The following is a 26,052-nucleotide window of genomic DNA, read 5'->3' on the forward strand; positions in this document are numbered from 1 at the left end:
CGGCCTTGGACGATGCGCTGGTCGGCAGGTGACGCTGGGGACATGAAACCAGCAACACCAGCACAGAAATCCAATGTAGCGTTCGCAGCCACGGTCGATACTTCAGCGATCATGGCGATCTGTGGTCCCTCGTCAATGGCCGTGGTTGAGCTTCGTCTCGATCGTTTCGACACGCTTGGCGATATCTCGCAGCAACCGCAGCGCCTCCATCCACGGGGCGACATTTCGGCTATCGCCAAGAGCTTCCACATCCAAGTCGGCGCGCACGACCGAGCCGGTGCCATGTCGGGTTGCGACGACCCCTTGTTCTCGGAGGCGGGCAATCGCGCTCTGCACTGTCCCGATGGCGACGTCGTGCTCGCTGGCAAGAGCCTTGTAACTCGGCAGGTTGTCCCCGGGTTTGTAGCGCCCGTGACGGATCGCATCTAAAAGGGCCTCGGCGACCTGCAGTAAATCCACCATCAAGAACAGCCTCGCGATGCTCGTACGTGTCATGGAACAGGCGCACCGCGACGAGCTCATCAGCCGGAACCCCGCTCGCATCAGCGGTTGGCAGCGCGAATTCGAGATGGCCGAGGACGAGCTTGACGACCCCCGTTCCGTCGCGCTTCCTGACTGGCCAACTCTTTTGCGCCTCGCGAACGCGTTGGTCGCACGATCGTCAGACGAGTTCGCTGGGTGGGGCAACATCGTCAAGTTCATGGCATCCACGGCCGCGCGGATCGGCGAGGTCTCAGGAGTTCGGGTCTGCGACATCGACCGAGAGAAATGGTTGTGGACTGTTCGTCGGCAGACGACCACGGCCCCTGGCGGGCTGGTAGACAAGGCCACCAAGGGCAAGCGGTCCCGGGATGTGCCGCTGATCGAGGAGATCCGGCCGCTGGTCGCGAGTCGGCTGGAGGCGGTCGGCCCGGAGCCGATGGCGAGGCTGTTCACCGGCCCTCGCGGCGGTCGGATCAGCACTGCCGTACTGCGAGACGCGACGCACTGGGACGAGGTCGTGACCAAGCTGGGGTTCGAGCACCTTCGGCGGCACGACCTCCGCCACACTGGCCTTACGTGGATGGCCGACGCTGGCGTACCCGTGCACGTGTTGAGGAAGATTGTAGGGCACGGGTCGCTATCGACCACTCAGCGGTACCTCCACCCCGATCAGCAGTCGATCACGGATGCGGGCGAGTTGCTGTCGAAACACCTGACGGTGGCGCGTGAAAAGCGTCGCTTGCGCGCCGTCTAGGGCTATTGGTCCAATTGCGGAAACGTTCCTTGTGCCAAAGATAGGAGCCTGAGGTCTTGCCAAATCCACTGCGCTGTAGCGTAGCTCACAGGCCGTTCGTGGCTGCATTCAATTGCGGTTCCGGCTGAATAGATATTCTGAAACGGTGTCTTGGTGCCGTTTTTGAGAACCCATTCGGAAGTTTTCTTAGCATGCTGCGCTGCTGTTTCATGCCAATTCAAGATGTCGCGTGACGATCGCGACAGTAGCTTTACCGCCGACCGACCGTTGGACGACACTACCAGGTTCTCTTCTTTGTTGGTGATTTCCTCGAGAAGTTCTTGAGGTACCATCTCGTATGAAAACGATGGAATGGTGCCCATTTCAGATTCGTGGTATTTGAGTGAACCGATGATTCCGAATGGTCGAATTACCCTGTGGCCCAGAGACCATGCGAACGCTGCAAAGTCGGTATCAGCTACCTCCTCGTATGCTACGCAGGCAAGTCCGTACATCTCCGCGCAAAAACGTGCCATGTGCCGAGGAGTGTATAAATCCCACACCCGGCCACTCGCAGGTTGAAGCACGTCGGGTTTTGGCACGAGGCGCTCAAGGCTCTCGCGGCCTTCGGTTTGAAGCCATGTGACCAGATCCTTGATATCGGCGAGTTCGACCGCGTGAGGCCCGAATTTGATTGTGGCGTGCTGTACTCCGGGGTGAATTTGGCTCAGCAATTGTTGGCCGGCTTCGATGACTTTTTGGCAGTCGAGGGGGCTATGACGCATACTGCGCTCCGACATCAGGAGTCTTGCTGTTCGGTATCGAATCTCTCGATGCCAGACGCCGCCCTCCGGTCCGAAAACTGCTGGGACGTTGAGTGCTTTAAGGGTGCTGCTTGCAATATGATCGCGTACTTTTGTCCAGGGCCATTGAATTCCTTCTGGAACTGCCCCTCCGGACCTCAATTGCCAGTTCTCGTCTCGTGGTGAGAAAAGTTGAATATGGTCCGGCAACGGGAGGCATTCGTCTGCCGTCGGCGCAGTAGTAGACCATCCAATGTGAAGGAAGCGGCCAGTGACTCTTGCGCCGAGTCTAATTGGATTCGATGGGTCGTCAATTGGAAATATGGTGGTTGAGATCGGCCCAAGTGAATCGATCCATGTCCTGTGTGTGCGAAGTAGTCGGCTTCTGGCCGTATCTCGATCAATTGATTCTTCGGCTTTTGGCGGTGAGGTGGATTTCCGTGGTGAAACTTGTTCGATAATCCATGCCCCTGCGCCAGGATTTGATCTGAGACATGCTTCAATCATGTTGTCGACCTGCTCGGAGGTTCCGCCAAGTGTGGCGATCGCAACGGCCCATCGCCACTTATCGAAATGTTCGGATCCGCTGATTGCCTCGGCAAATAGATCACCTTCGTCAATTAATGCCTGCGCGGCGAACCATTGCTCGAATATTGGGAGGACGAATGATGCATGGTTGCTAGCGTTGCGGCTTACTAGCCGCGTAGACAGCGCGGCCTGACGTTCTTGAAAGGATAGACCGTCGAGGTGTCCATTTGATTGAGTAAGAGATACTCCGAGGCTAATGAGTATGCTGAACAAATCGCGTGAACTGGTCGCGGAAGAGTTGCTGGGACGCATGAGAGCGTTTTGGGCTAGCTTGTCGATCAGTTCGACCTGGTTGGCCGGAGAGTGACCGGCTGCGATCAAAGACCCTGCGGCTAGCGCGAAAAATGGGCGACGGATCGTGTCTATCAGATCGTCTGACCAGTTGAGGGTCGAATACTTTCCACCGGCCAGCGCTTCGACAAATGTCGTTGCAGCATCTTCGCTGAATCCGTCGACGGCAATATCGTCAGCGCTTTCGAGTAGGACGCTTGGGCGACACGTCGCGAGTACTGTGCAGCGCGGATTGCTGGCGACCAGTATCCGTGCGTCGCGTGCGATCGCTTCCGCGGTTCCGCTGTCCACCTCATCGAGACCGTCCACGACTACGGCAGTGCCACGTGAATGGACCCGATGTGCACCCACAAGCTGCGCTAAGCTGGATTCTAGGCCACTTGTTGCGACATCGCGGGCGGAAACCCATACCGGGACTGCCGAGTTTGAGATTTCGGAATTCTGAGATATGGCGGTCCTGTGCCATTCTTCTGCTATCTCCGACTTACCTGCGCCGAATGATCCGACCAGCACTCGAAATGATCCCGGATGGATGTCGGGAACTAGTTCGCGAAGCCCGGACAGTTGCGCGTCGACTAGGTCTGCATCGACATCGAAGGCTGCGAGCCGAAGGCGTCGTCGTTCCGCAGAGCGGCGCCATAGCCAGACTGACAGATCTTCCGGGCTGACCGGGGCGCTTCCCCCCGCAATGATTACCAGTCGTTCGATGAGATCCTCGTTGCGACCTCGGCTCCATTGCTCGCGCAGCTGTCGTTCGAGTCCTGGGTCTGCCAGTTTGAGGATTGCGAGGTATGTCGCTTCAACGAGGCGGCGGGCGTCAGTCAATCTCTCCTGGTTGCGCTCCCACGCCGGGTCGCGCTCGCAGAGCCACTTGGAGAGGCGGACTGCAAGGTCTGGCCCGCCAAGCTCTACAGGCTGATGCAGGTCGTCGGCCTTGATCGTCTTGAGCCACGAACGAAAGTGTCGCCTGGGGTATTGAAGGTTCAAGCGCCGACCAACGTCTCGATCTACTCGCCACCGATAGGTCGCCTTCTTTGCGAGTTTGAGTGCGGCCTTGGCGGCATGCGGCGCGAGGAACTTCCCGCCCATCACGAGGCCCGTTTCCAGCCCGGTCACGCTCTGTGCTCCCTCCGTAGGCCACTCGAAGCTAGATCGGATAGCCGCATGCGCGTGTTACTCGCTCTGGGGTCGGAGGGCTCGCCGGTGCGCCCTTGGCGTCCACCGAGACCGAAGGTCTGTCCCCGGGCTGTCCCCGGGCGACGGGGTCAGTGATCATCTGCAAGATCAACACCGCAACGCAAGAAAGCCACCCGACCTGGGCTTTCACCCAAGCCAAGCGGCTCTTCTGTCCGGTCGGGCTGACAGGATTCGAACCTGCGACCCCTTGACCCCCAGTCAAGTGCGCTACCAAACTGCGCCACAGCCCGGACCCGCACTCCGTGGAGTGCGATGGCATTACTCTAGCGGGTGGCAACGGACGCGTCGCATGGAGGTCACCTTAGGGCGCTGACCTGCGGGAACCCGCTCCGGAAGCGCGACCGGAGCGGGGCGGCCCGTCAGTTGGGGTTCGAGGCGTGGGTGAGGGTCTGCCATTCCACGAACAGGTTGTTGGTGCCCGCCGGGCGTTGCTGCTCGGTCAGGGTTTGGGTGTTGGCCATGGCGATGCCGAGGCGGGTGTTGAGGGCGTTGAAGCCCACCTCGGTGACCGGGCCGAGGCCCAGGGTCAGCTTGCCGCCGCAGAGGTTGCTGGGGACGGCGGCGCCCAGCTGGTACTTCGACTGGAAGCCCAGGGCCTGGCGGAGCCGTTCGCCGATGTCCGTGCCGTACAGGTCCTGGCCCTGGATGCGGGAGGTTTCCGCGACGTCGGCGATCGAGGCGATGCCGTAGCCGGTGTGGACGAAGTCGCGGCAGGTTTCCTGGGTCAGGCCGGTCATGAAGGTGCCCTGGCCCTGCCAGTAGCTGACGATCTGGTCGCGCGTGTTCAAACCGCTGCCGGGCACCGTCTTCGGCAGGGAGCCGTCGCTGGACAGGTAGACGTACGCGGCCACTCGGTTGCGGTAGCGGGCCATCGCCGAGTCGTAGCTGGACTGGTCGTCGAGGAAGACGGAGATGCCGACGGCGGCCTCCATCATCACCAGCTCCCAGTTCCCGTTGCTGTTGCTGCCGCCGATGATCTTCGACAGGTAGACGTTGCGCAGCATCGTCGCGAAGCGGCCGGCGTTGGGCCAGCTGGTGTATGTCGACTTGATCAGCTCGGCCGCCCGCGACCACGACGCGCCCGCCCAGCCGGTCTGCAGCGGCGCGTTGCTGTTGGTGTGATTGGTGATCGTCGCCGACCACGCGTCCATCAGCTCGATCGCCTTCTTCGCGTAACGGTCGTCCTGCGTCAGATACCAGGCGAGGGCGTCGGTATACGCGGCGATCGCGTCTTCCCGCTCATCGGTACAACCGAGATTCGGATTCGAATAAGGGCCGCATTCGACGACGGAACGCGGTTTCGCGGTGCGGGAAAGGGAAGCGTACGAACTGCCCATCATCTGGTCGTACGCGCTCTTCCACGGCTGCGCGCCGGAATTGACCTTCGTGCGGACGAAATCCAGTTGCGCGCGGCTGACCAGCACCCCGGGGTGCGTGAAAGCCGCGGGTGCGGACGGGGTGGGCGCGGCCGGTGCCGGGGTGGCCGCCAGTCCCAGGAGGACGGGCAGCATTGCGGCGAGGGCGAGGATTTTCCTCACTCCGGAACGTCGAGCGGACATGGCTCTCCTCGGTGGGGGGCGGAGGGATAGTGATCTGTGTCACTGGTGAGCGCTGTGTCCCAGTTTCATGGTCCAGACCAGAGTCGTCAAGACCGGACCTGGACTTTCTTCGCGTTCCGAAGGAACAGTTCCCCATAAAATTCAGCCCGCTGAACGGAGGGCTATTTCCATTCAGCGGGCTGAACAATTCGCGGGTATCGGGCAGTAAAGCCTCAGCGGCCGGTGAACGTCGCCTTGCCGGGGCCGTCCGCGAGGAATGACTTCACCGCGCCGCGCAGATCGGACGTGTCGAAGAGTTCGGCCGCGATGGACGTGACGTGGGCGTTCGCCTCCGGTACGCCGCCGTGCTCGAAGTGCGCGAGCACGCGCTTCGTGGCCGCGTGGGCCTGGGTCGGGCCCGCCGCCAGCTCCGCGGCGAACTTCCGCGCGGCGGCGTCGAAACCGTCGTCCGGGAGCACGCGGTTGACCACGTTCCAGCGTTCGAGCGTGGTCGCGTCGTAGGTGTCGCCGGTGTAGACGAACTCCTTGGCCCGCGCGACGCCCGCCCGCGCGGCGAGGCGCTGGGTCCCGCCCATCGTCGGGGTCAGCCCGACCACCTTCTCCACCAGCCCGAACCTCGCGCGCGAGGCCGCGAGCAGCAGGTCGCAGGCCACAGCGACCTCGAACGCCCAGGTCAGGCACAGGCCGTGCGCGGCGAACACGGTGGGGAACGGCAGGGCGGCGAGGCGGTCCGGCACGGTGAGCAGCCGGTCGAAGAAGACCTTCGCCTCGGCGGCGGAGCCCTGGGCGTCGAAGAGGGAGACGTCGACGCCGCCGCTCACGATCTTGCCCTCGGCACGGATCAGCAGGGCCCGCGCGGGCTCGGCTTCCAGCGCGGTGATCGCCGTGAGGAGGTCTTCCTGCAGCTCGGCGGTGTAGAGGTTGAGCGGGGGCGCGTCGATCGTCAACACGGCGAGGCCGTGCTCGTCCCGGTCCAGGCGGGTCATGCCTTCTCCTCGTTCTGAAGCAGCTCGTCCCAGTGCCGCTGGGCCGCCGGCCGCCAGTCGACGTGCTTGCGGTGGAACAGTTCCGCGGCCTTCGCCCCGCTCCACTCGGCCGGCAGCAGCTCGGCGGGCAGCCGCGGGTCGAGGAACGGGAAACGGCGCCATTCGTGCACCAGTTCGGTCTGCGCGCGCAGCGACGGGCAGCCGCCGACGGGGCGCAGGCCGGTGAACCGGTCGATGAAGTCCTCGTAGCGGTCGGTCAGCTCGGACAGGTCCCACGAGCGGGCGACCATGCTCTCGACCTCGCCGACTTCGCCGTACGCCGCGGTGAACGACATGGCCTGCGCGTCGAGCCCCAGCTCGGAGACGATCTGCTGGGCCTCGCGCTGGCGGCTCGGGTCCGGGCTGACCCAGACGCCGGCCACCGGCGAGCCGAAGCCCGCCCAGGTCAGCCGGGTGCGCAGGCGGTGGCGCAGGTCGCGCTTGGCCTCCGGCACCGAGACGATCAGCATCAGCCACCGGCCGTCCCAGCTCAGGCCGGCGCGGCCGAACTCGTAGATCCGCTCGGCGCCCTCGGTGAGCAGCCGCCGCCCGGGCGGGGTGAGCGACCAGCGCACGCGCCGGCCGACGCGCTCGGACACCAGCCAGCCCTCGGCCGAGGAGCGCGCGAGAGCCTGGCGCGCGGACTTCTCCTCGACGTCGAGCACGCCCAGCACGTCGACGAGCATGGAGGTCCACACCGGCCGGTCCCGCGGCAGCACGTACTCGCCGAGGACCGTCATCAGCAGGGAGCGGGCGCTCGCGTGGCTGACCTCGCGCCGCCTGCTGACCGTCGGCCGGGGCGCCGCGGCACGGGGGTCCCGCGGCTTCGCCCGCTGGCCGAACGCGACCGGGATGGCGGGTTCCGCCATGGGTTTCACCGACCTCACTGCTCCCTAGAATCGACAACCCGCCCAGGGTACCCACTCCGAGTGACCGTGACGACACTCGACACACACAGGCCCGGCGGCCGGGGAAGCGGGCACCCGTAGACTCGGGCCTCAAATGAGCGCAACGATCGTCGCGAAGGACCTGGCCTCGGGCCATGGTGACCGCACCCTGTTTTCCGGCCTCGACCTGGTTGTCGCCCCCGGCGACGTGGTCGGGCTCGTCGGCGTGAACGGCGCCGGGAAGTCCACCCTGCTGCGCACGCTGGCCGGGCTGGAGCACCCGGAGTCGGGCGCGGTCCGGCTGAACCCGCCCACGGCCACCGTCGGCCACCTGCCGCAGGAGCCCGAGCGGCGGCCGGGGGAGTCGGTCCGGGCGTTCCTGGCTCGCCGCACCGGAGTCGCCGCCGCGCAGGCCGAGCTGGACGCCGCGACCGAAGCGCTCACCGCGGGCGAAGACGGCGCGGACGACACTTACGCCACGGCGCTGGACCGCTGGCTCGCCCTCGGCGGCGCCGATCTCGACGAGCGCGCGGGTGAGGTCGCCGCCGACCTCGGCCTGGCCGTCGACCTGGACCAGCCCATGGTTTCGCTGTCCGGCGGCCAGGCCGCGCGCGCCGGCCTGGCGTCGCTGCTGCTGAGCCGTTACGACGTGTTCCTGCTCGACGAGCCGACCAACGACCTGGACCTCGACGGCCTCGCCCGGCTCGAGCGGTTCGTCACCGGCCTGCGCGCGGCGACCGTGCTGGTCAGCCACGACCGCGAGTTCCTGGCGCGCACCGTGGACCGGGTCGTCGAGCTGGACCTGGCGCAGCAGCAGGTCCGCGCGTACGGCGGTGGTTACGAGTCGTACCTGGAGGAGCGCGAGGTGGCGCGCCGGCACGCGCGTGAGGACTACGAGGAGTACGCCGGCACTCGCGCGGCGCTGGAGGCCCGCGCGGGCATGCAGCGCGCGTGGATGGAGAAGGGCGTCAAGAACGCGCGGCGCAAGGCACCCGACAACGACAAGGTCGGCCGCAAGTTCCGCAGTGAGGCCACGGAAAAGCAGGCGTCGAAGGCGCGCCAGACCGACCGGATGATCGAGCGGCTCGACGTGGTCGAGGAGCCCCGCAAGGAGTGGGAGCTGCGGATGGAGATCGCCGCGGCCCCGCGTGCCGGGGCGGTGGTGGCGACGCTGCGCGGCGCCGTCGTCCGGCGGGACGGCTTCACCCTCGGCCCGGTCGACCTGCAGGTGGACTGGGCGGACAAGGTCGCCATCACCGGCGCGAACGGCGCGGGCAAGTCGACGCTGCTGGCCGCGCTGCTCGGCCGCCTGCCGCTGGACGAAGGCAGCGCGGCGCTCGGCCCGGGCGTCGTGGTCGGCGAGGTCGACCAGGCGCGGCGGCTGTTCCTCGGCGACGAACCGCTTTCGGACGCCTTCGCGCGCGAAGTCCCTTCGCTGCCCGACGCGGAAGTCCGTACTCTGCTGGCGAAATTCGGCCTGAAGGCGGCGCACGTGCTGCGCCCCGCGGAGACGCTCTCGCCGGGCGAGCGCACGCGCGCCGCACTGGCCCTGCTGCAGGCCCGCGGCGTCAACCTGCTGGTGCTCGACGAGCCGACCAACCACCTGGACCTGCCGGCGATCGAGCAGCTGGAGTCCGCTTTGGACCGTTACCCGGGCACGCTGCTCCTGGTGACGCACGACCGCCGCATGCTCGACGCCGTCGCGGTCACCCGCCGCCTCGAAGTGGACGGCGGCAAGGTGACCGAGGCCTGAGGGGATTCAGGGCCGCCCGGTCAGATACCCGCCCATCGTGGTGAAGTAATCGGCCGCGGTCAGTTCGGTGCCGTCGGCGGTGCGGACGCGTTCGACGAGCAGGCCGGGGGAGTGCCCGCGCCGTGCTTCGGGACCGGCGACGATCACCACGCCGTCGCCTTCCTTGATGAAGATCCGGCCCGGCGTGCCGCCGTAGTGGCCCGCCGAAACCGAGGCCGCGGTGATCCGCAGCGGCTCGCCGCGGTGGTAGGCGAACGCGCTGGGGTACGGGTCGGACTGGGCGCGCACCAGGCGCTCGATGTCCTCGGCCGGCCAGGTCCAGTCGATGAGACTGTCGCGCGCGGCCCGCTTGTGGAAGAAGCTCGCCTTCGACCGGTCCTGGGCGATGGGCACGACGTTGCCCGTCTCGATCAGTGAGATGGCCTCGGTGGTGATCGGCGCGATCAGGTCCACGGTGCGGTGGAACAGGTCCGTGGTCGTGTCCTTCGGGCCGACCGGCACGGGGCGCTGCACGACGATGTCGCCCGCGTCCAGCTCGGCGTTCATCAGGTGGGCGGTCACGCCGACTTCGGGCTCGCCGTTGATCAGCGCCCAGATCAGCGGCGAGAAGCCGGCGTACGCGGGCAGCAGCGAGTCGTGCACGTTCAGGGTGCCGTGCCGGGGCAGGGCGAAGATCTCCGGCGGCAGCCAGGTCCGCCAGTTGTTCGCCACGATCAGGTCCAGGTCGGCCGCCTCCAGCTCGGCCAGCAGCTCGGCGTCGTCGGGCCGCGTGCGCAGCAGCGCGCGGATGCCGTTCGCCTCGGCCAGATCGGCGACGGAGTCGGACCAGATCTTCTCGTAGGCGTGCTCGCTCTTCGGGTGCGTGACGACGAGGACGACCTCGTGGCCCGCGTCGATCAGCGCTCGCAGGGTGCGGTGCCCCCAGGTCTGGTAGCCGAACATGGCCACGCGCATCGGCTGTGCCCTTTCATCGTCGAGGGATGAACATCACCCACAAGGTACTAGCTGAGCCTCACCTAAGTTAGGTTAGGGTTTCCTCGTCTTTTCGTCGTCGAGAACCGAGATGCGGCAGTGCCGCGCTAGGGGACTTTCATGTCACGAGCAGTGGTCGGTGGCCAGGTGCCGGTTTACGACGTGGTCGGGGTGGGCTTCGGCCCGTCGAACCTGGCCCTCGCGATCGCCCTGACCGAGCACAACGCGAGTGGCGCGGACACGGTGACCGCGCACTTCCTGGAGCGGCAGCCCGGTTTCGGCTGGCACCGCGGGATGTTGATCGACAACGCGACCATGCAGGTGTCGTTCCTCAAGGACCTGGCGACGATGCGGAACCCGACCAGCGAGTTCAGCTTCCTGAACTACCTGCACGCGAAGGACCGGCTGGTCGACTTCATCAACCACAAGAACCTGTTCCCACTGCGCATCGAGTTCCACGACTACTTCGAGTGGGCCGCGGCGAAGGTGGACGACCTGGTGTCCTACGGCACCGAGGTGCTGTCGGTGAAGCCGGTGCTCGAAGGCGACGAGGTCGTCTACTTCGACGTCGTCGCCCGCTGCGGCGGCGAGACGACGGAGCTGCGCGCGCGGAACCTGGTGCTGGGCACCGGCCTGCGGCCGAACCTGCCCGCGGGGATCACCGCGGGTGAGCGGATCTGGCACAACAGCGCGCTGCTGCACCGGGTCGAGGGCCTGCGCGAGACCGACCCCCGCCGGTTCGTGGTGGTCGGCGCCGGGCAGAGCGCGGCCGAGGTCGCGGCGCTGCTGCACGACGAGTTCCCGCGCGCCGAGGTGTGCGCGGTCTTCTCGCGGTACGGCTACAGCCCGGCCGACGACAGCTCGTTCGCCAACCGGATCTTCGATCCCGAGGCGGTGGACCGGTTCTACGCTTCGAGCGAGCCGGTCAAGGAGCGCCTGATGCGCTACCACGGCGCGACCAACTACTCCGCGGTCGACCTCGACCTGATCGACGAGCTGTACCGGCGCGTCTACCGCGAGAAGGTGCTGGGCGTCGAACGGCTGCGGCTGCTCAACGTCTCGCGCCCGGTGGAGGTGACCGAGCACGGCACGCATGCGCGCGCGACGGTCGAGTCGCTGACCACCGGCGAGCGCACGGAACTCGATGCCGACGCCGTCGTGTACGCCACGGGTTACCTGCCTGCCGATCCGACGCCGCTGCTCGGGGATCTGGCGGTCAGTTGCCTGCGTGACGGTGACGGCCGGCTGCGGGTGGAGCGGGATTACCGGATCACCACGGACCCTCGTGTGCGCGGCGGGCTGTACCTCCAAGGCGGGACCGAGCACACGCACGGGATCACGTCGTCCCTGTTGTCGAACACGGCCGTCCGCGTCGGCGAGATATTGGAGTCCATTGTGGACCGAAAAGCGGCCGTGCCCGACCGGCCCGTGTACGCGGTGAGCGGTACCCGCTGACCGCGGCCGCGGCGGCAATTCAGCTTCAGTGAACGGTGGAGGCTCGCAGATGACCGGCGTCGTGCCCGGTTCCCCCCTGACCGCGGCGCAGGCCGGGGTCTTCTTCGCCCAGCGGATCGCCCCGGCGGACCCGTCGTACCAGATCGGCTGGTACGCCGAGGTGACCGGCGCGGTGGACCTCACCCGGCTCGGCGCCGCCGTGCGCCAGGCGCTCGGCGAGGCCGAATGCCTGCACGTGACGGCGGACGTCGACGAGACCGGGGTGCCCCGGCTGTACCCGGCGCCCGTGGTGGCCGACGTGCCGGTGGTGGACCTCTCCGGTGAGCCGGACCCGGACCGCGCGGCGCACGAGTGGATGCGCACCGGGCCGGCCGGGCTCCCGGACCTCGTCCGCGGGCCGCTCACCGCGCACGCGTTGCTGGTGCTGGGCCCGGAACGGGTGCTCTGGTCGCAGCGGTACCACCACCTGGTCATCGACGCGCACGGCCAGGCGGCGCTCACCCGCCGGGCCGCCGCGGTCTACGGCGGTGATACCTCCACTGTGGACTGGTCGACCGCGCCGGTGCTCGCCGCCGAGGCGGCGTACCGGGAATCCACGCGGTACGAGGCGGATGAGGCGTACTGGCGCGAAAAACTGGCCGGACGCCCGGATCCCGTCCGGCTGCTGTCCGGCAACGGCGCGGTCGCGCGGCATTCGTTCGCGCTCTCGCCCGCGCGGGCTGACGGCCTGCGCAAGTTCGCGGGCAACCACGGGACTCGCCTTTCTCGGGTGGCGCTCGCGGCCGTCGCGGCGTACGCGCACCGGGTGACCGGGGCCGAGGACCTGGTCTTCGGGCTGCCGGTGGCCGCGCGCCCCGAGCCTGAGCTGCGCGACCGGCCCGCCATGGTGTCGAACATCCTGCCGCTGCGGCTGGCCGTGCGGCCGGAGACCACCCCGGCGGAGCTGCTGGCTTCGGTGACGGCCGCGGTCGCGGACCTGCTGGAGCACGGGCGTTACCGGGGCGAGGACCTCGCGCGCGAGCTGGGACTGCCCGGTGGGGTGCTGGAGCTGACCGGGCTGAGCCTGAACTTCCTGCCGGACGCGCCGGTGGCTTTCGGCGGCGCGGCGGCGTCCGTGCGCAGCCTCGCGCTGGGGCCGGTCACCGACCTCGCCATCACGGCGCACGACGCCGGTGCGGGCGGCCCGCTGCGGATCGAGCTGGCCGGGCCGGGCGACGCCGATGTGCTGGCCGAGCACGAAGGCCGGCTGACCTCGATCCTCGAAGCGTTGGCTGTGGCTCCTGACCGCCCGATCGCCTCGATCGACTTGCTCACCCCGGCCGAGCGCGAGCGCGTGCTCGTCGAGTTCGGCACCTCGCCCGCCGATTCGCCCGAGCTGTCCTGGCCCGCGGCGTTCGACCGGGTGGTGGCGCGGCGGCCGGACGCCGTCGCCGTCGTGTGCGAGGACGACCAGCTCACCTATGCGGGGCTGGACGCGGCCGCGAACCGGCTGGCGCGGCTGCTCGCCGCCCGCGGGGTCGGCGCCGAGGACGTGGTCGGCGTGGCGCTGCCACGGTCGATCGAGCTGGTCGTGGCGCTGCTCGGGGTATTGAAGGCAGGGGCGGCGTACTTGCCGCTGGACCTCGATCACCCCGAGGACCGGCTGGCGTACATGCTTTCCGACGCCGGTGCGTGCGCTGTTCTCTCCACTGTGGAGCTTTCTGGCCAGCTGCCGGAGCTGGACTCAGTCGGCCGGGTGCTGCTCGACGACCCGGACGTGCGGGCTGAGCTGTCCACATCGGACTCGTCTGCCGTGGATGTCAGCGGGCTCAGGCTGGACCGCGCCGCGTACGTGATTTACACCTCGGGCTCCACCGGGCAGCCGAAGGGCGTGGTGCTGTCGCACGACGGTGTCGGCAGCCTGATTTCGACGGCCACCGAGCGGATCGGCATCACCCCGGACAGCCGGGTGGTGCAGTTCGCCTCCGTCGGGTTCGACGTGACGGTGTGGGACCTGGTGATGTCGCTGTGCGTGGGCGGGCGCGTGATCATGGTGCCCGCGCACCGCCGCGTCGCGGGTGTCGAGCTGACCGGGTACATCACCGAGAACGCGGCCACGCACATGATCCTGCCGCCGTCGCTGGTCGCCGCGCTGCCGCCGGAGTGCGAGCTGCCCCATGGCGCCGTGTTGATCGTCGGCACCGAGACCGTGCCGCCGGAGCTGATCGCGCGCTGGGCGGAAGACCTGCGGGTCGTCGCCGCGTACGGCCTCACCGAGGCGACGGTCAACTCGACCCTCTGGGCGGCCGAGCCGGGCTGGGCCGGGCCGATCCCGATCGGACGACCCGATCCCAATACCCGTTGCCACGTCCTGGACACCGCGCTCAACCCGGTGCCCGTCGGCGTCGAGGGCGAGCTGTACGTGGGCGGCCGCGGGCTGGCGCGCGGGTACGTCGGGCGGGCCGGGCTGACGGCGGAGCGGTTCGTCGCCGACCCGTTCGCCGGGCCCGGGGCGCGGATGTACCGCACCGGTGACCGGGTGCGCTGGCGCGCCGACGGGAACCTGGACTTCCTCGGCCGCGCCGATCACCAGGTGAAGATCCGCGGCTTCCGGATCGAACCGGGGGAGGTCGAGTCGGTCCTCGCCGCGCACCACGCCGTCTCACGGGTGGCCGTGGTGCCGCGCGAGGTGAAGCCGGGGGACCGGCGGCTGGTCGCGTACGTGGTGCCCGAGGCTGCCGGGCCGACCACCGGGGACGTTCGGGATACGGGCCGCGAGGCCGCGCAGGTCGGCCGCTGGAAGGACGTGCACGAACTGCTCTACTCGGTCGCCGACCGCGACCCGTTCGACGAGGGGTTCACCGGCTGGAACTCCAGTTACGACGGCCATCCCTTGCCACTGGAGGAAATGCACGCGTGGCGAGCGGCCACAGTGGACGCGATCCGGGCGCTGGCGCCGCGGCGGGTGCTGGAGATCGGCGTCGGCAGCGGGCTGCTGATGTCGAAGCTGGCGCCGGAGACCGAGGAGTACTGGGGCCTGGACCTGTCCGAGGAGGTGGTGCGCCTGCTCTCGGCGCGGGTGGCCGAGCGGCCCGCGCTGGCCGGGAAGGTGCGCCTGTCCGCCCGGCCGGCCCACGAGCTGGGCGGGCTGCCTGGCGGGTTCGACACCGTGGTGGTCAACTCGGTCGTCCAGTACTTCCCGGGCGCCGGCTATCTCGTCGACGTCCTGCGCCAGGCCGCGAGCCTGCTCGCGCCCGGCGGCACGGTGTTCGTCGGCGACGTGCGGAACCTGGGACTGGTGCGGGTGCTGCGCGCGGGCGTCGAGTCCGCCCAGGGCGGCACCTCGCTGGCGGCGGTGGACACCGCGGTCGCGCGGGAGGCCGAACTGCTGCTGGACCCGCGTTTCTTCGCGGGCCTGCCGGAGCTGATCCCCGGTATCGCCGAGGTGGACATCCGGCTCAAGCGGGCGGGTTATGGCAATGAGCTGAGCCGCTACCGGTACGACGTGGTCCTGCGCACGAGCGCCACGGCGGCCGCGTCACCTGCGTCGGTGGCGTGGACCGAGCTGGGTTCGGCCGCCGCGCTCGCCTCGTATCTCCGTACCGCCGCGCCGGAAAGCCTTCGGGTGACGGCGATCCCGAACGAGCGGCTGATCCCGGACCTGACCGCGTTGCGCGCGCTGGGCGGTGAGGTCACGACTGTGCCGGGTGCGGCGATGGACCCGGACGTGCTGGCCGAGCTGGCCGGTGCGGCGGGCTACCACGCGGCCGCCACCTGGTCGGGCGAGGTGACGGCGTTCGACCTCGTGCTGTCGCGAGGAGAGCTGACCGCCAAGTTCAAGTCCGATGCGGACGGTCCACTCGCGAACGTGCCGGTGGTGTACCGCGATCCGGCGTCGCTGATGAAGGAGCTGCGCGGCCTCGCGGAGGAGGCGCTGCCGCACTATCTGGTGCCGTCCGCTTTCGTGCCGCTGGACCGCCTGCCGGTGATGACCAACGGCAAGCTCGACCGGACCGCGCTGCCGATGCCGGACTTCGGCGCGCTCGCGCAGGGCCGCGCACCGCGCACGCCGCGTGAGATCGCCTTGTGCGGTGTCCTCGCCGACGTGCTCGGGGTGCCCGCGGTCGGCGCCGACGACGACTTCTTCACCCTCGGCGGGGACAGCATCTCCTCGATCCGGCTGGTGCTCGGCGCCGCCGAACACGGGCTGGCGATCACGCCGCGGCAGGTCTTCCAGCACCGCACCGCGGAAGCGCTCGCCGCCTGTGCCGGCGAAGTGGCCACAGTGGACGATTCCGGCCCGCCGCTGCTGGAACTGTCCGAAGCGGACTCCGCCGCGCTGGGTCCGCACGCCGAAGTGCTGCCGGTGACGCCGTTGCAGCAGGGCTTCTTCTTCCATGCCGCCTACGAGGACGACGACGTCTACACCGTTCAGGAGATCTTCGACCTCGAAGGCCCGCTCGACCCGGAGAAGCTGCGCAGCTCGGTCCAGGACCTGCTGGATCGGCACAGTTCGCTGCGCTCCGGCTTCCGGCAGCTCGACGACGGCCGGGTGGTCCAGGTCGTCGCGCCGCGCGCCGAGCTGCCGTGGCGCGAGGTCGGGGCGCCGGACGCGGCGGCCGCGCTGGAGGCCGATCGCACCCGGCGGTTCGCGCTCGACCGGCCGCCGCTGCTGCGGGCCACGCTGGTGCGCGGGACCCGGAACCGGCTGGCCCTGACCTTCCACCACATCGTCGCCGACGGCTGGTCGGTGGTGGTGATGGTGCGCGAGATCCTGGCGCGTTACGGCGCGACCGGCCCGGTGGTCCCGGAGCCGAACTCGCGTGAGGCTCACCTGCGCCGGCTCACCGGGCGCGACGACGAGGCCGCCCGGCGGGCTTGGCGGAACGCGCTCGCGGACATCAGCGAGCCGACTCGCCTGGCCGAGAAGCCGGCGGGGATCGGAGACCGACGGCCGTCGAAGCTCCACTTCACGATGGACGAGCAGGCGGCGGCGCGGGTGCGGGCCGTCGCGCGGGAGCACGGGCTGACGCTGGGCACCGTGCTGCACGGCGCGTGGGGCCTGCTGCTCGGGCGGCTCACCGGCCGGGGCGACCTGCTGTTCGGCAGCACTGTGTCCGGCCGGGACGCCCGTGTTCCGGGCATCGAGGAGGCGGTCGGGCTCTACATCAACACCCTGCCGGTACGGGTGCGCTGGTCCGGCGGCGACACCGTCGCCGGGTTGCTGCGGCGGCTGCAGGACGAGCAGGCCGCGCTGCTGGATCACCAGCACCTCGGGCTCGCCGAGCTGCAGCGGCTCGCGGGCGCAGGGACCGATTTGTCCAGCACCGACGAGCTGTTCGACACCCTCGTGGTGCTCGAGAACTACCCGCGGGAGAGCGAGGGCGCCGCCGGCCTGCGGGTCACCGGTGTCGAGGTGGCCGACGCGGTGCACTACCCGGTCGCGCTGATCGCGACGCCGGGGGACACGCTGGAGTTCAGCCTCAAGTTCGACGCCGCCCGGACGCCGGGGGACACGCTGGAGTTCAGCCTCAAGTTCGACGCCGCCCGGGTCGACGCGCGGACGGCCGAGCAGCTGGCGGAGCGGTTCGTGCGGGTGCTGGACGCGTTCGCGGCGGCGCCCGACGGCCTGCTGTCCGGAGTGGACCTGGTCTCGTCCGCGGAGCTGGAACGCCTCGGTGAGCTGAACGCCACCGCCGTCGCCGTGCCGGAGCGGACGCTGATCGCCGCGTTCGCCGATCAGGTGGCGAAAACGCCGGATGCCACGGCGGTGGTGTTCGAAGGCGAATCTCTGTCCTATGTGGAGCTTGAGGCGCGGGCCGGGTCGCTCGCGCGGCGGCTGCGAGCCCAGGGGGCGCGACCAGGGCAGATCGTGGCCGTCGCGGTGCCGCGGTCGGTGGAGCTGATGGTCGCGCTGCTCGGCGTGCTGAAGTCGGGGGCCGCGTACCTGCCGCTCGACCTCGACTACCCGGCCGAGCGGCTGGAGTACATGCTCACGGCGTCCGGTGCCGGGCTGGTCGTGACCGGGCCGGACACGCGGCTCCCGGACGGCCTGGTGCGAGTGCCGGTCGATGGTCCGGACGTCGCGGAGGTGCCTGGTGTCGCCGCCCGGCCGGACGACGCGGCGTACCTGATCTACACCTCCGGCTCCACCGGTCGGCCGAAGGGCGTGCTGGTCAGCCACCGTTCGATCGTCAACCGGCTGGCGTGGATGCAGCACGAGTACCGCCTCGACGCCGGTGACCGGGTGCTGCAGAAGACGCCGTCGAGCTTCGACGTGTCGGTCTGGGAGTTCTTCTGGGCGCTCACCGAGGGTGCGACCGTGGTCTTCGCGCGCCCGGACGGGCACCGCGACCCGGCCTACCTCGCGCAGGTGATCCGGGACGAGCGGATCACCACGCTGCACTTCGTGCCGTCGATGCTCGGCGCGTTCCTCTCCGTGGACGAGGTGGCCGAAAACCGGAGCTGGGCGGAGAGCCTGCGCCGGGTGTTCGCCAGCGGCGAGGGCCTGCCCGGTGACGTCGCCGCCCGGTGGCGCTCGTTGACCGGCGTGCCACTGCACAACCTCTATGGGCCGACCGAAGCTGCTGTCGACGTGTCCTTCTTCACCTTCCGTGGCGGTCCGGAGCGGACTGTCCCGATCGGACGTCCGGTGTGGAACACCCGGCTGCACGTGCTGGACACCTGCCTGCGGCCGGTGCCGGACGGTGTCGCGGGTGAGCTGTACCTCGCGGGGGTGCAGCTGGCACGGGGTTACCACGGGCAGCCGGGCCTGACGGCCGAGCGGTTCGTCGCCGATCCGTTCGACGAGCCGGGTTCCCGGCTGTACCGCACCGGCGACCTGGTGCGCCGGCGCGCGGACGGGGAGGTCGAGTACCTCGGCCGCACCGATCGGCAGGTCAAGATCCGCGGCAACCGGATCGAGCCGGGCGAGATCGAGGCGGTGCTGGCGTCGCAACCGGGCGTCACGGCCGCCGCGGTGCTGGTGCTTGACGGCGCGTTGGTCGGCTACGCGGCCGGTACCGCGGACGTTGGCGCGCTGCGGGCCGCGCTGGCCGAGGCGCTTCCGGCGCCGATGGTGCCGAATTCGCTGGTGGTGCTGGCCGAGTTCCCGCTGAGCACGAGCGGCAAGCTGGACACCCGCGCGCTGCCCGCGCCTGCGCTGCCCGAAGGGGCCGCGGCGGCTGCGGGGCGCACAGTGGCTACGTCGGGCGACGATCGCGAACGCGCGCTCGCGGCGATCTTCGCCGAGGTGCTCGGCCTCGCCGAGGTCGGCGCCGAGGGGGACTTCTTCCTGCTGGGCGGCGACAGCATCTCGTCGATCAGCGTGTCCAGCCGCGCGCGGCGAGCCGGGTTCGACCTGAGCCCGAAGGACGTCTTCACCCACCGCACACCCGCGGCGCTGGCTGCGCTCGACGGCGAACCGGTGGTCACCGGCGGGCCCGAGGCGGACCCGGGCGGGGTCGGCGAGGTGCCGCTGCTGCCCGAGGTGCACCGTCTGCGGGAATTGGGCGACCTTGTCACGGCCGAGTCCGTCCTGCTGCGGACACCCGCGGGCGCCGACGTCGAAGCGCTGGCCGCCGCGCTGCAGGCCGTCCTGGACCACCACGACGGGTTGCGGTTGAAGCGCAGCCGGGCCGCCTCGGTGCCGGGGCTGCCGGATCTGTTGTGGTCGCTCGAAACCCGCCCACCCGGCACGCTGACGGCGGCCGACGTGCTGCGCCGCGCCGAGGGGGCTGACGAACTCGCCGCCGCCGTCTCCCGGCTCGACCCGGACGCCGGAGTTCTGATACAGGCCGTGTGGTTCGAGGACGAGGACCGGCTGCTGCTGGTCGCGCACCCGTTGCTCGTCGACGCGCCTTCCTGGCACAGGCTGGCCGCGGACCTCGCGACGGCATGGACAGCCGTGCAAGCCGGGCGACGGCCGGTGTTCGCCGTGGTCGAGACGTCGCTGCGCACACACGCGCGGCAGGTCACCGAAGGGGCGCAAAGTCCCGAGCTGCTGGCGGACCTCGGACACTGGGCCGCGGTGCTCGCTCCCGGTGCCGTCGCGGGCAGCGATAACAGCGAATGCACCGTCGCGCTGTCCATTGAGGACACGCGTGCGCTGGTCGACCGGCTCCCGGCGGCGGTCCACGGTGACATCACCGACGTGCTGCTGGCGGCGCTGGCGATCGCGGGCGGCGAGCTGATCGTCGACGTCCAGGCGCGCCTCATCGAACTTCCCGCGACCGTCGGCGCGCTCCACGCGACGCGGCCGGTGCGGCTGCCCGGCGCCGGCGCGCCGCTCGACGTGGTCAAGCAGGTCAAGGAGCTGGTCCGAGCTGCCCCCGACGCGGCGGGTTACGGCCTGCTGCGGTACCTGAACCCACAGGCCGCACCGCTGTTCGCCCAGCTGGCGACGCCCGGCGTGCTGCTGCGCTATGCGGGCCGAACCCCCGCGGGAGCCGGGGACTGGACGTTCGCCGAAGGGCCTGGCGCGCCCGCCGGGGCGCACGCGCTGCGCATCGGTGTCACCTGCGAGGAGACCGAAGACGGGCCGCGCCTGGTCGCCACCTTCGCCGGGCGCGGTACCGAGCTGGCCGGTGCGTGGCTGGCCGCGTTGGAGACGCTGGCCGCGGCCGTCCCGTCGGCGTCCGGGCTGACCACTTCGGACCTGAAGCTGATCGACCTGGCCCAGGACGAGATCGAGCGGGTGGAGCGGCTGAGCCCGTTGCCGCTGCTCGACATCTGGCCGTTGTCGCCGTTGCAGGAGGGCTTGTTCTTCCACTCCAGCTACGACCAGTCGCGAGTGGACATCTACACCATCCAGGAGGCGATCGACCTCGACCGGCACCTGGACTCGGACCGGCTGCGCGCGGCCTGTGCGGCCCTGGTCCGGCGGACGCCGAGCCTCGGGGCGGGCTTCACCAGCGAGGGCCTGCGCGGCCCGGTCCAGTTCGTCGCCGCGGGGCCGACTCCGTTGGTCACCGAGATCGACCTTCGGAAACTGTCCGAAGAGGACCGTGAAGCGCAGCTCGCCGAGCTGATGGCCGAGGATCGGGCGGCGCGGCACGACCTGGCGTCGCCGCCGCTGTTCCGGATCACGCTGGTGCGCCTGGGCGACCGGCGTGACCGCGTGGTGCTGAACCGGCACCTGCTGCTGTGGGACGGCTGGTCGGCGTGGCTGTTCATCGAGCAGCTGTTCGCGCTCTACGAGCTGGGCGGCGAGGACCGCGGCCTGCCGTCCGCCGGGTCCTATGCGGACTACCTGGAGTGGCTGTCCGCACAGGACGCCGAGGTCGCGGCCGCGGCCTGGCGGGAGGCGCTGGCCGGGCTCGCCGAGCCGACGTTGATCGGCCCGGACGCCCGCGGCCTCGAACCGGTGACGCCGGTCAACCTCGACGCGCACCTCTCGCCGGTGCTGACCGCCCGGGTGCGGGAAGAGGCCCGGCGGCACGGCCTGACCGTGAACTCCGTGCTGAACGCCGCGTGGGCCCTCGTACTGTCCACTGTGGTCGGACGGCAGGACGTGGTGTTCGGCGCGGCCGTCGCGGGCCGCCCGGCCGCGGTGCCGGACATCGAGACGACGATCGGGCTGTTCCTCAACACCGTGCCCACGCGGGTCTCGCTGGTGCCGGGCGAGCCGGTGCTGGACCTGCTGCGCCGCATCCAGGCCGAGCGGATGGACCTCACGCCGTACGAGTTCATGAGCCTTGGCGTACTCCAGCGCGAGTCCGGGCACCGCGTGCTGTTCGACACGCTGTTCGTGCTGCGCGGCAACGACGGCGACGAGCGGACCGCCGGGCTGGAGCACCGTCACGGCATCACCGGACTGGTCAATGTGGACGCCACGCACTACCCGCTGACGCTGGTCGTCACGCCGGGAAACTCGATGCGCGTCACCCTGTCCTATCGCGACGACATCGTCGACGCGGCCACGGCGGGGGACCTGCTGGGCCGGTTCACCTCGCTGGTCGAGCAGCTCGTCGGTGACTTCGCGGCCCCCGTGGGCGCGCTGGAGACGCTTTCGGCCGAACGCCGGGAAGAGCTGGCGGAGGTCTGGTCGGCGAGCGAGCACCCGATGGTCGGCGACACGATCGCGGATCTGCTCGCGACGCAGGCCGCGGCCACGCCGGACACGACCGCGCTCGTCTTCGGCGAGCAGCGCCTCACGTACGCGGAGCTGGACGAGCGCATCAACCGGATGGCTCGGCTGCTGCTCTCCCGCGGCGCCGAGCCGGAGCAGGTGGTCGCGCTCGGCCTGCCGCGGTCGATCGACATGGTCGTGGCCCTGTTCGCGGTGCTGCGCACGGGCGCGGCGTACCTGCCGCTGGAGCTGGACTACCCGGCCGGCCGGCTGGCGATGATGCTCGACGACGCCGGCCCGCTCTGCCTGGTCACGACCGCCGCGGTGGCCGGTTCGCTGCCCGCGGACCTGCCGCGGGTGCTCGTGGACACGCCCGAGACGCGGGCCGAGCTGGCGGCGATGTCCGGCGCGGAACTGGCCGGCGCCGAGCGTCCGCGGTTCGGCCGCGACCGCGCCGGACGGCTGGAGCACCCGGCGTACGTGATCTACACGTCCGGCTCGACGGGCAAGCCCAAGGGCGTCGTGACGCCGTACCGCGGCCTGACGAACATGCAGCTCAACCACCAGGAGGCGATCTTCGGCCCGGCGATCGCGTCGGCCGGCGGGCGGCGGCTGCGGATCGCGCACACCGTGTCGTTCGCCTTCGACATGTCGTGGGAGGAACTGCTGTGGCTGGTCGAGGGCCACGAAGTGCACGTCTGCGACGAGGAGCTGCGCCGCGACGCCCGCGCGCTGGTCGCCTACTGCGACCGGCAGCAGGTGGACGTGGTCAACGTGACGCCGACGTACGCGCACCTGCTGATCGAGGAGGGCCTGCTCGACCAGGGCCCGGGCCGTCACCGGCCCGCGCTGGTGCTGCTCGGCGGCGAGGCGGTGTCGGAGTCCGTGTGGCACCGTCTGCGTGACACCGATGGCACGTACGGCTACAACCTCTACGGCCCTACCGAGTACACGATCAACACTCTCGGAGGCGGCACCACCGACAGCGTTTCGCCGACCGTCGGGAAGCCGATCCGGAACACCCGTGCGTACATTGTGGACGATTGGCTGCGGCCGGTGCCCGACGGTGTGCCCGGTGAGCTGTACATCGCCGGGACCGGTCTGGCCAGGGGTTACCTCGGCCGGCCGGGCCTGAGCGCGGAGCGGTTCGTGGCCGACCCGTTCGGCGCTCCCGGCTCGCGGATGTACCGCACCGGCGACCTGGTGCGCCGCCGCCCGGACGGGAACCTGGACTTCCTCGGCCGGACCGACGACCAGGTCAAGATCCGGGGTTACCGGGTGGAGCTGGGCGAGATCGAGACGGCGCTGAGCCGGCACCCGCAGGTCGCGCAGGCCGCGGTGATCGCGCGGCCGGACCCGTCGGCGCCGGGCCTGCAACGGCTCGTCGGCTACGTCGTGCCCGCGCAGCTGAGCGGCGACGCGCGGGACGCGGCCGAGGCCGACCAGGTCGGCGAGTGGGAGCAGATCTACTCCGACGAGTACACCGAGATCCCGACCGCGCTGTTCACCGAGGACTTCGCCGGCTGGGACTCCAGTTACGACGGCGAGCCGATCCCGCTGGAGCACATGCGGGAGTGGCGTTCGGCGACCGTCGCGCGGATCGGCGAGCTGGCGCCGCGGCGGATCCTGGAGATCGGCGTCGGCACCGGGCTGCTGATGGGGCAGCTCGCGCCCGCCGCCGAGGAGTACTGGGGCACCGACCTCGCCGCGCCGGTGATCGGCAAGCTGACGCGTGAGCTGGCGCAGGACCCGGTGCTGGCAGCCAAGGTGACGTTGCGGACTCAGCCGGCGCACGTGTTCGACGGCCTGCCGCGCGGGCACTTCGACACCGTGGTGATCAACTCGGTGATCCAGTACTTCCCGAGTGCCGACTACCTGAGCGGCGTGCTTCGGGGGGCCCTCGAGCTGCTCGCGCCGGGGGGTTCGCTGTTCGTCGGCGACGTCCGGAACCTGCGGCTGGCCCGCTCGTTCCACACGGCGATCCAGCTGACCCGCGCGGACGTGACGTCGGATGTCGCGCAGGTGCGGCGGGCCGTCGAACGTGGTGCGGCGCTGGAGAAGGAGCTGCTGCTCGATCCGGACTACTTCGTCGCGCTCGCCCGCGAACTGCCGGGAGTCGAGGCGGTGGTCCGGGTGAAGCGAGCCGCGCTGCACAACGAGCTGAGCCGGTACCGCTATGACGTCGTGCTGGCCAAGGACGCCCCGGCTGTGGCGCCGGTGCCGCGAGTGCTCTGGGATGAGGTGGGCTCGCTCGCCGAGCTGGAACGGCGCCTCACCGCGGGGGACGAAACGCTGCGGGTGAGCCGGATTCCGGACGCGCGGCTGGCGGCTGAGTTCGCGGCCATGCGCGCGCTCGATTCGGACGTGCCGCTGCTCGACGTCCTGGCGCGGTTCCACGACCACTCCGGCGGGGTCGAGCCCGAGGCCGTGCACCAGCTCGGTGCCCGGCTCGGCCGCCGCGTCCACACCACGTGGTCGAGTGGCGTGGATGGGGTCTTCGATGCGGTGTTCGTCCAGGATGGACGGTCGGTTTCGGGGCTGTACGTGCCCGCGGCCACCGGCACGGACCTCACGCGGTTCGCGAACAGCCCGACCGCCGCGCGGGGCGGCAGCGAGCTGGTGCAGGTGCTGCGCGAAGAGCTGAAGCGGCAGCTGCCGGACTACATGGTCCCGGCCGCGTTCGTGACACTCGCCGTCCTTCCGTTGACCGACAACGGAAAATTGAACGTGCGTGCCTTGCCCGATGCCGAGCCCGCCGTCTCGCTGGCCGAGAGCCGGGACGCGGAGACTGCCGAGGAGGAGACGCTCTGCGCGCTGTTCGCCGAGGTGCTCGGCCTGGATCGCGTGGGGGTGGAGGACAGCTTCTTCGACCTCGGCGGGCACTCGCTGCTGGCCACCCGGCTGATCAGCCGGGCCCGCACCGAGCTGGACGCCGAGCTGGCGATCAAGGACCTGTTCGAGGCACCGACGCCGGCCCGGCTGGCCGAACGGGCGGGCACCGGCGCGCCCGCGCGGCCGTCCGTCGTGCCGGTCGAACGGCCGGAGCGGATTCCGCTGTCGTTCGCGCAGCAGCGGATGTGGCTGCTCGACCAGCTGGGCACCACCGCCGCGGCGTACACGTACCCGCTGTTCGTGCGGCTGCGCGGGGCACTCGATGTCGACGCGCTGAGGGCGGCGTTCGGCGACGTGCTGCAGCGCCACGAGGTGCTGCGCACGATGATCGGCGACCACGAAGGCACGGCGTACCAGGACATTCAGGCTCAGCCGGAAATTCCGTTCACCGTGGCGGACGGGTCGGTCGCGGACGTGGCCGGTCTCGCCGGGCGGCGGTTCGACCTCGCCCGTGAGCTGCCGGTGCGCATCGACGTGCTGCGTGTCGGGGACGAGGACCACGCGGTGGCGATGCTGCTGCACCACGGTGTCACCGATGAATGGTCGGACCGGCCGTTCCTGGACGACCTGGCCGCGGCCTACCGCGCCCGGCTCGGCGGCGAGGATCCGAAGTGGACACCGCTGCCCGTGCAGTACGCGGACTACACGTTGTGGCAACGCGATTTCCTCGCGTCCGCCGGGGTCGAACAGCTGGATTACTGGACGAGTGTCCTACGTGGACTGCCCGACGAGGTGCCGCTGCCGGTGGACCACCCGCGTCCAGCCCGGCCCACCGGACGCGGCGGCAAGGTGCGCGTTCCGCTGCCGGACGGGCTCACGACGGCCGTGCGCGAGCTGTCCGGCAAGACCGGCGCGAGCCTGTTCATGGTCCTGCAGTCGGCGGTCGCGGCCCTGCTGAGCCGGCTGGGCGCGGGGGAGGACATCCCGCTCGGCGCGCCCATCGCGGGCCGCACCGACGCGGCGGTCGACGACCTCGTCGGCTTCTTCGTGAACACGCTGGTGCTGCGGACCGACGTGTCCGGCGACCCGGCCTACCGCGACTTGCTGGACCGCGTGAAAACGGCCGACCTGGCCGCGTTCTCCCATCAGGACCTGCCGTTCGAGCGCGTGGTGGAAGAGCTGAACCCGCCGCGGGTGCCGGGCCGCAACCCGCTGTTCCAGGTCATGGTCGGGTACCACTACCGGCCCGGCGGCGATCCGGACGTGCTCGGCCTGCCGACGGAATGGCTCGACGCGGGGCGGCCGACGGCCAAGTTCGACCTGCATTTCACCCTGCTCGACGAGGCTCCGTCCGGCCCGCTGACGCTGATGCTGGAGTACGCCGAGGACCGCTGCTCGGGCGCCACGGCGACGGGCCTGCTCACTC

Annotated in this window: 10 protein-coding genes and 1 tRNA gene; 4 read left to right on the top strand and 7 right to left on the bottom strand. The window is 69.9% G+C overall.

Annotated features, from left to right (window positions below; genetic code table 11):
- Positions 1 to 132: 132 nt before the first annotated feature.
- On the bottom strand, positions 133 to 462 hold the full coding sequence (locus BMY97_RS30030; RefSeq protein ID WP_091623208.1) for a GntR family transcriptional regulator: 330 nt from the start codon (positions 460 to 462) through the stop codon (positions 133 to 135).
- Positions 463 to 493: 31 nt separating this feature from the next.
- On the opposite strand from BMY97_RS30030, the gene BMY97_RS30035 reads away from it, so the two are divergent.
- Positions 494 to 1,237: a tyrosine-type recombinase/integrase gene (locus tag BMY97_RS30035; RefSeq protein WP_245787572.1), complete on the top strand. Its 744-nt coding sequence runs from the start codon at positions 494 to 496 to the stop codon at positions 1,235 to 1,237.
- Between the two features lie 2 nt (positions 1,238 to 1,239).
- On the opposite strand, the gene BMY97_RS46265 is transcribed toward BMY97_RS30035, so the two are convergent.
- From BMY97_RS46265 to BMY97_RS30055, 5 genes are all read right to left on the bottom strand, one after another.
- On the bottom strand, positions 1,240 to 4,014 hold the full coding sequence (locus tag BMY97_RS46265; protein WP_143086339.1) for an NACHT domain-containing protein: 2,775 nt from the start codon (positions 4,012 to 4,014) through the stop codon (positions 1,240 to 1,242).
- A 237-nt stretch (positions 4,015 to 4,251) separates the two neighbouring features.
- Positions 4,252 to 4,325, bottom strand: a tRNA-Pro gene (locus tag BMY97_RS30040).
- 129 nt (positions 4,326 to 4,454) lie between these two features.
- Positions 4,455 to 5,654 (bottom strand): alginate lyase family protein, encoded by a 1,200-nt coding sequence (locus BMY97_RS30045; RefSeq protein WP_091623136.1) that lies wholly within the window; start codon positions 5,652 to 5,654, stop codon positions 4,455 to 4,457.
- Between the two features lie 212 nt (positions 5,655 to 5,866).
- Complete coding sequence (locus BMY97_RS30050; protein ID WP_091623139.1) at positions 5,867 to 6,640, bottom strand: enoyl-CoA hydratase/isomerase family protein; 774 nt, start codon at positions 6,638 to 6,640, stop codon at positions 5,867 to 5,869.
- Positions 6,637 to 7,548, bottom strand: a complete 912-nt coding sequence (locus BMY97_RS30055) for a PaaX family transcriptional regulator (RefSeq protein WP_091623141.1) — start codon at positions 7,546 to 7,548, stop codon at positions 6,637 to 6,639. The genes BMY97_RS30050 and BMY97_RS30055 overlap by 4 nt, the downstream gene beginning before the upstream one ends.
- Before the next feature lie 133 nt (positions 7,549 to 7,681).
- On the opposite strand from BMY97_RS30055, the gene BMY97_RS30060 reads away from it, so the two are divergent.
- The gene (locus BMY97_RS30060) at positions 7,682 to 9,319 is read left to right on the top strand and encodes an ABC-F family ATP-binding cassette domain-containing protein (RefSeq protein WP_091623144.1); all 1,638 of its coding nucleotides are present in this window, start codon (positions 7,682 to 7,684) and stop codon (positions 9,317 to 9,319) included.
- A 6-nt stretch (positions 9,320 to 9,325) separates the two neighbouring features.
- Here BMY97_RS30060 and BMY97_RS30065 read toward each other — a convergent pair whose 3' ends face one another.
- Positions 9,326 to 10,273, bottom strand: a complete 948-nt coding sequence (locus BMY97_RS30065) for a methionyl-tRNA formyltransferase (protein WP_091623146.1) — start codon at positions 10,271 to 10,273, stop codon at positions 9,326 to 9,328.
- Between the two features lie 138 nt (positions 10,274 to 10,411).
- Between BMY97_RS30065 and BMY97_RS30070 the strand changes: the two genes are divergently transcribed.
- Both BMY97_RS30070 and BMY97_RS30075 read left to right on the top strand, forming a co-directional pair.
- On the top strand, positions 10,412 to 11,746 hold the full coding sequence (locus BMY97_RS30070; RefSeq protein WP_091623149.1) for a lysine N(6)-hydroxylase/L-ornithine N(5)-oxygenase family protein: 1,335 nt from the start codon (positions 10,412 to 10,414) through the stop codon (positions 11,744 to 11,746).
- Positions 11,747 to 11,795: 49 nt separating this feature from the next.
- Positions 11,796 to 26,052 (top strand): non-ribosomal peptide synthetase (locus tag BMY97_RS30075; RefSeq protein ID WP_245787573.1); only part of this gene is annotated, 14,257 nt, incomplete at its 3' end.

It is taken from the genome of Amycolatopsis saalfeldensis, assembly GCF_900110575.1.
GTDB lineage: Bacteria > Actinomycetota > Actinomycetes > Mycobacteriales > Pseudonocardiaceae > Amycolatopsis > Amycolatopsis saalfeldensis.

Bases quoted from the DNA above. Each gene is read 5' to 3' on its own strand.
- BMY97_RS30035 (WP_245787572.1), top strand. From the start codon at position 494: ATGGAACAGGCGCACCGCGACGAGCTCATCAGCCGGAACCCCGCTCGC.
- BMY97_RS30055 (WP_091623141.1), bottom strand. From the start codon at position 7,548: ATGGCGGAACCCGCCATCCCGGTCGCGTTCGGCCAGCGGGCGAAGCCG.
- BMY97_RS30045 (WP_091623136.1), bottom strand. From the start codon at position 5,654: ATGTCCGCTCGACGTTCCGGAGTGAGGAAAATCCTCGCCCTCGCCGCA.
- BMY97_RS30060 (WP_091623144.1), top strand. From the start codon at position 7,682: ATGAGCGCAACGATCGTCGCGAAGGACCTGGCCTCGGGCCATGGTGAC.
- BMY97_RS30050 (WP_091623139.1), bottom strand. From the start codon at position 6,640: ATGACCCGCCTGGACCGGGACGAGCACGGCCTCGCCGTGTTGACGATC.
- BMY97_RS30030 (WP_091623208.1), bottom strand. From the start codon at position 462: ATGGTGGATTTACTGCAGGTCGCCGAGGCCCTTTTAGATGCGATCCGT.
- BMY97_RS30065 (WP_091623146.1), bottom strand. From the start codon at position 10,273: ATGCGCGTGGCCATGTTCGGCTACCAGACCTGGGGGCACCGCACCCTG.
- BMY97_RS30070 (WP_091623149.1), top strand. From the start codon at position 10,412: ATGTCACGAGCAGTGGTCGGTGGCCAGGTGCCGGTTTACGACGTGGTC.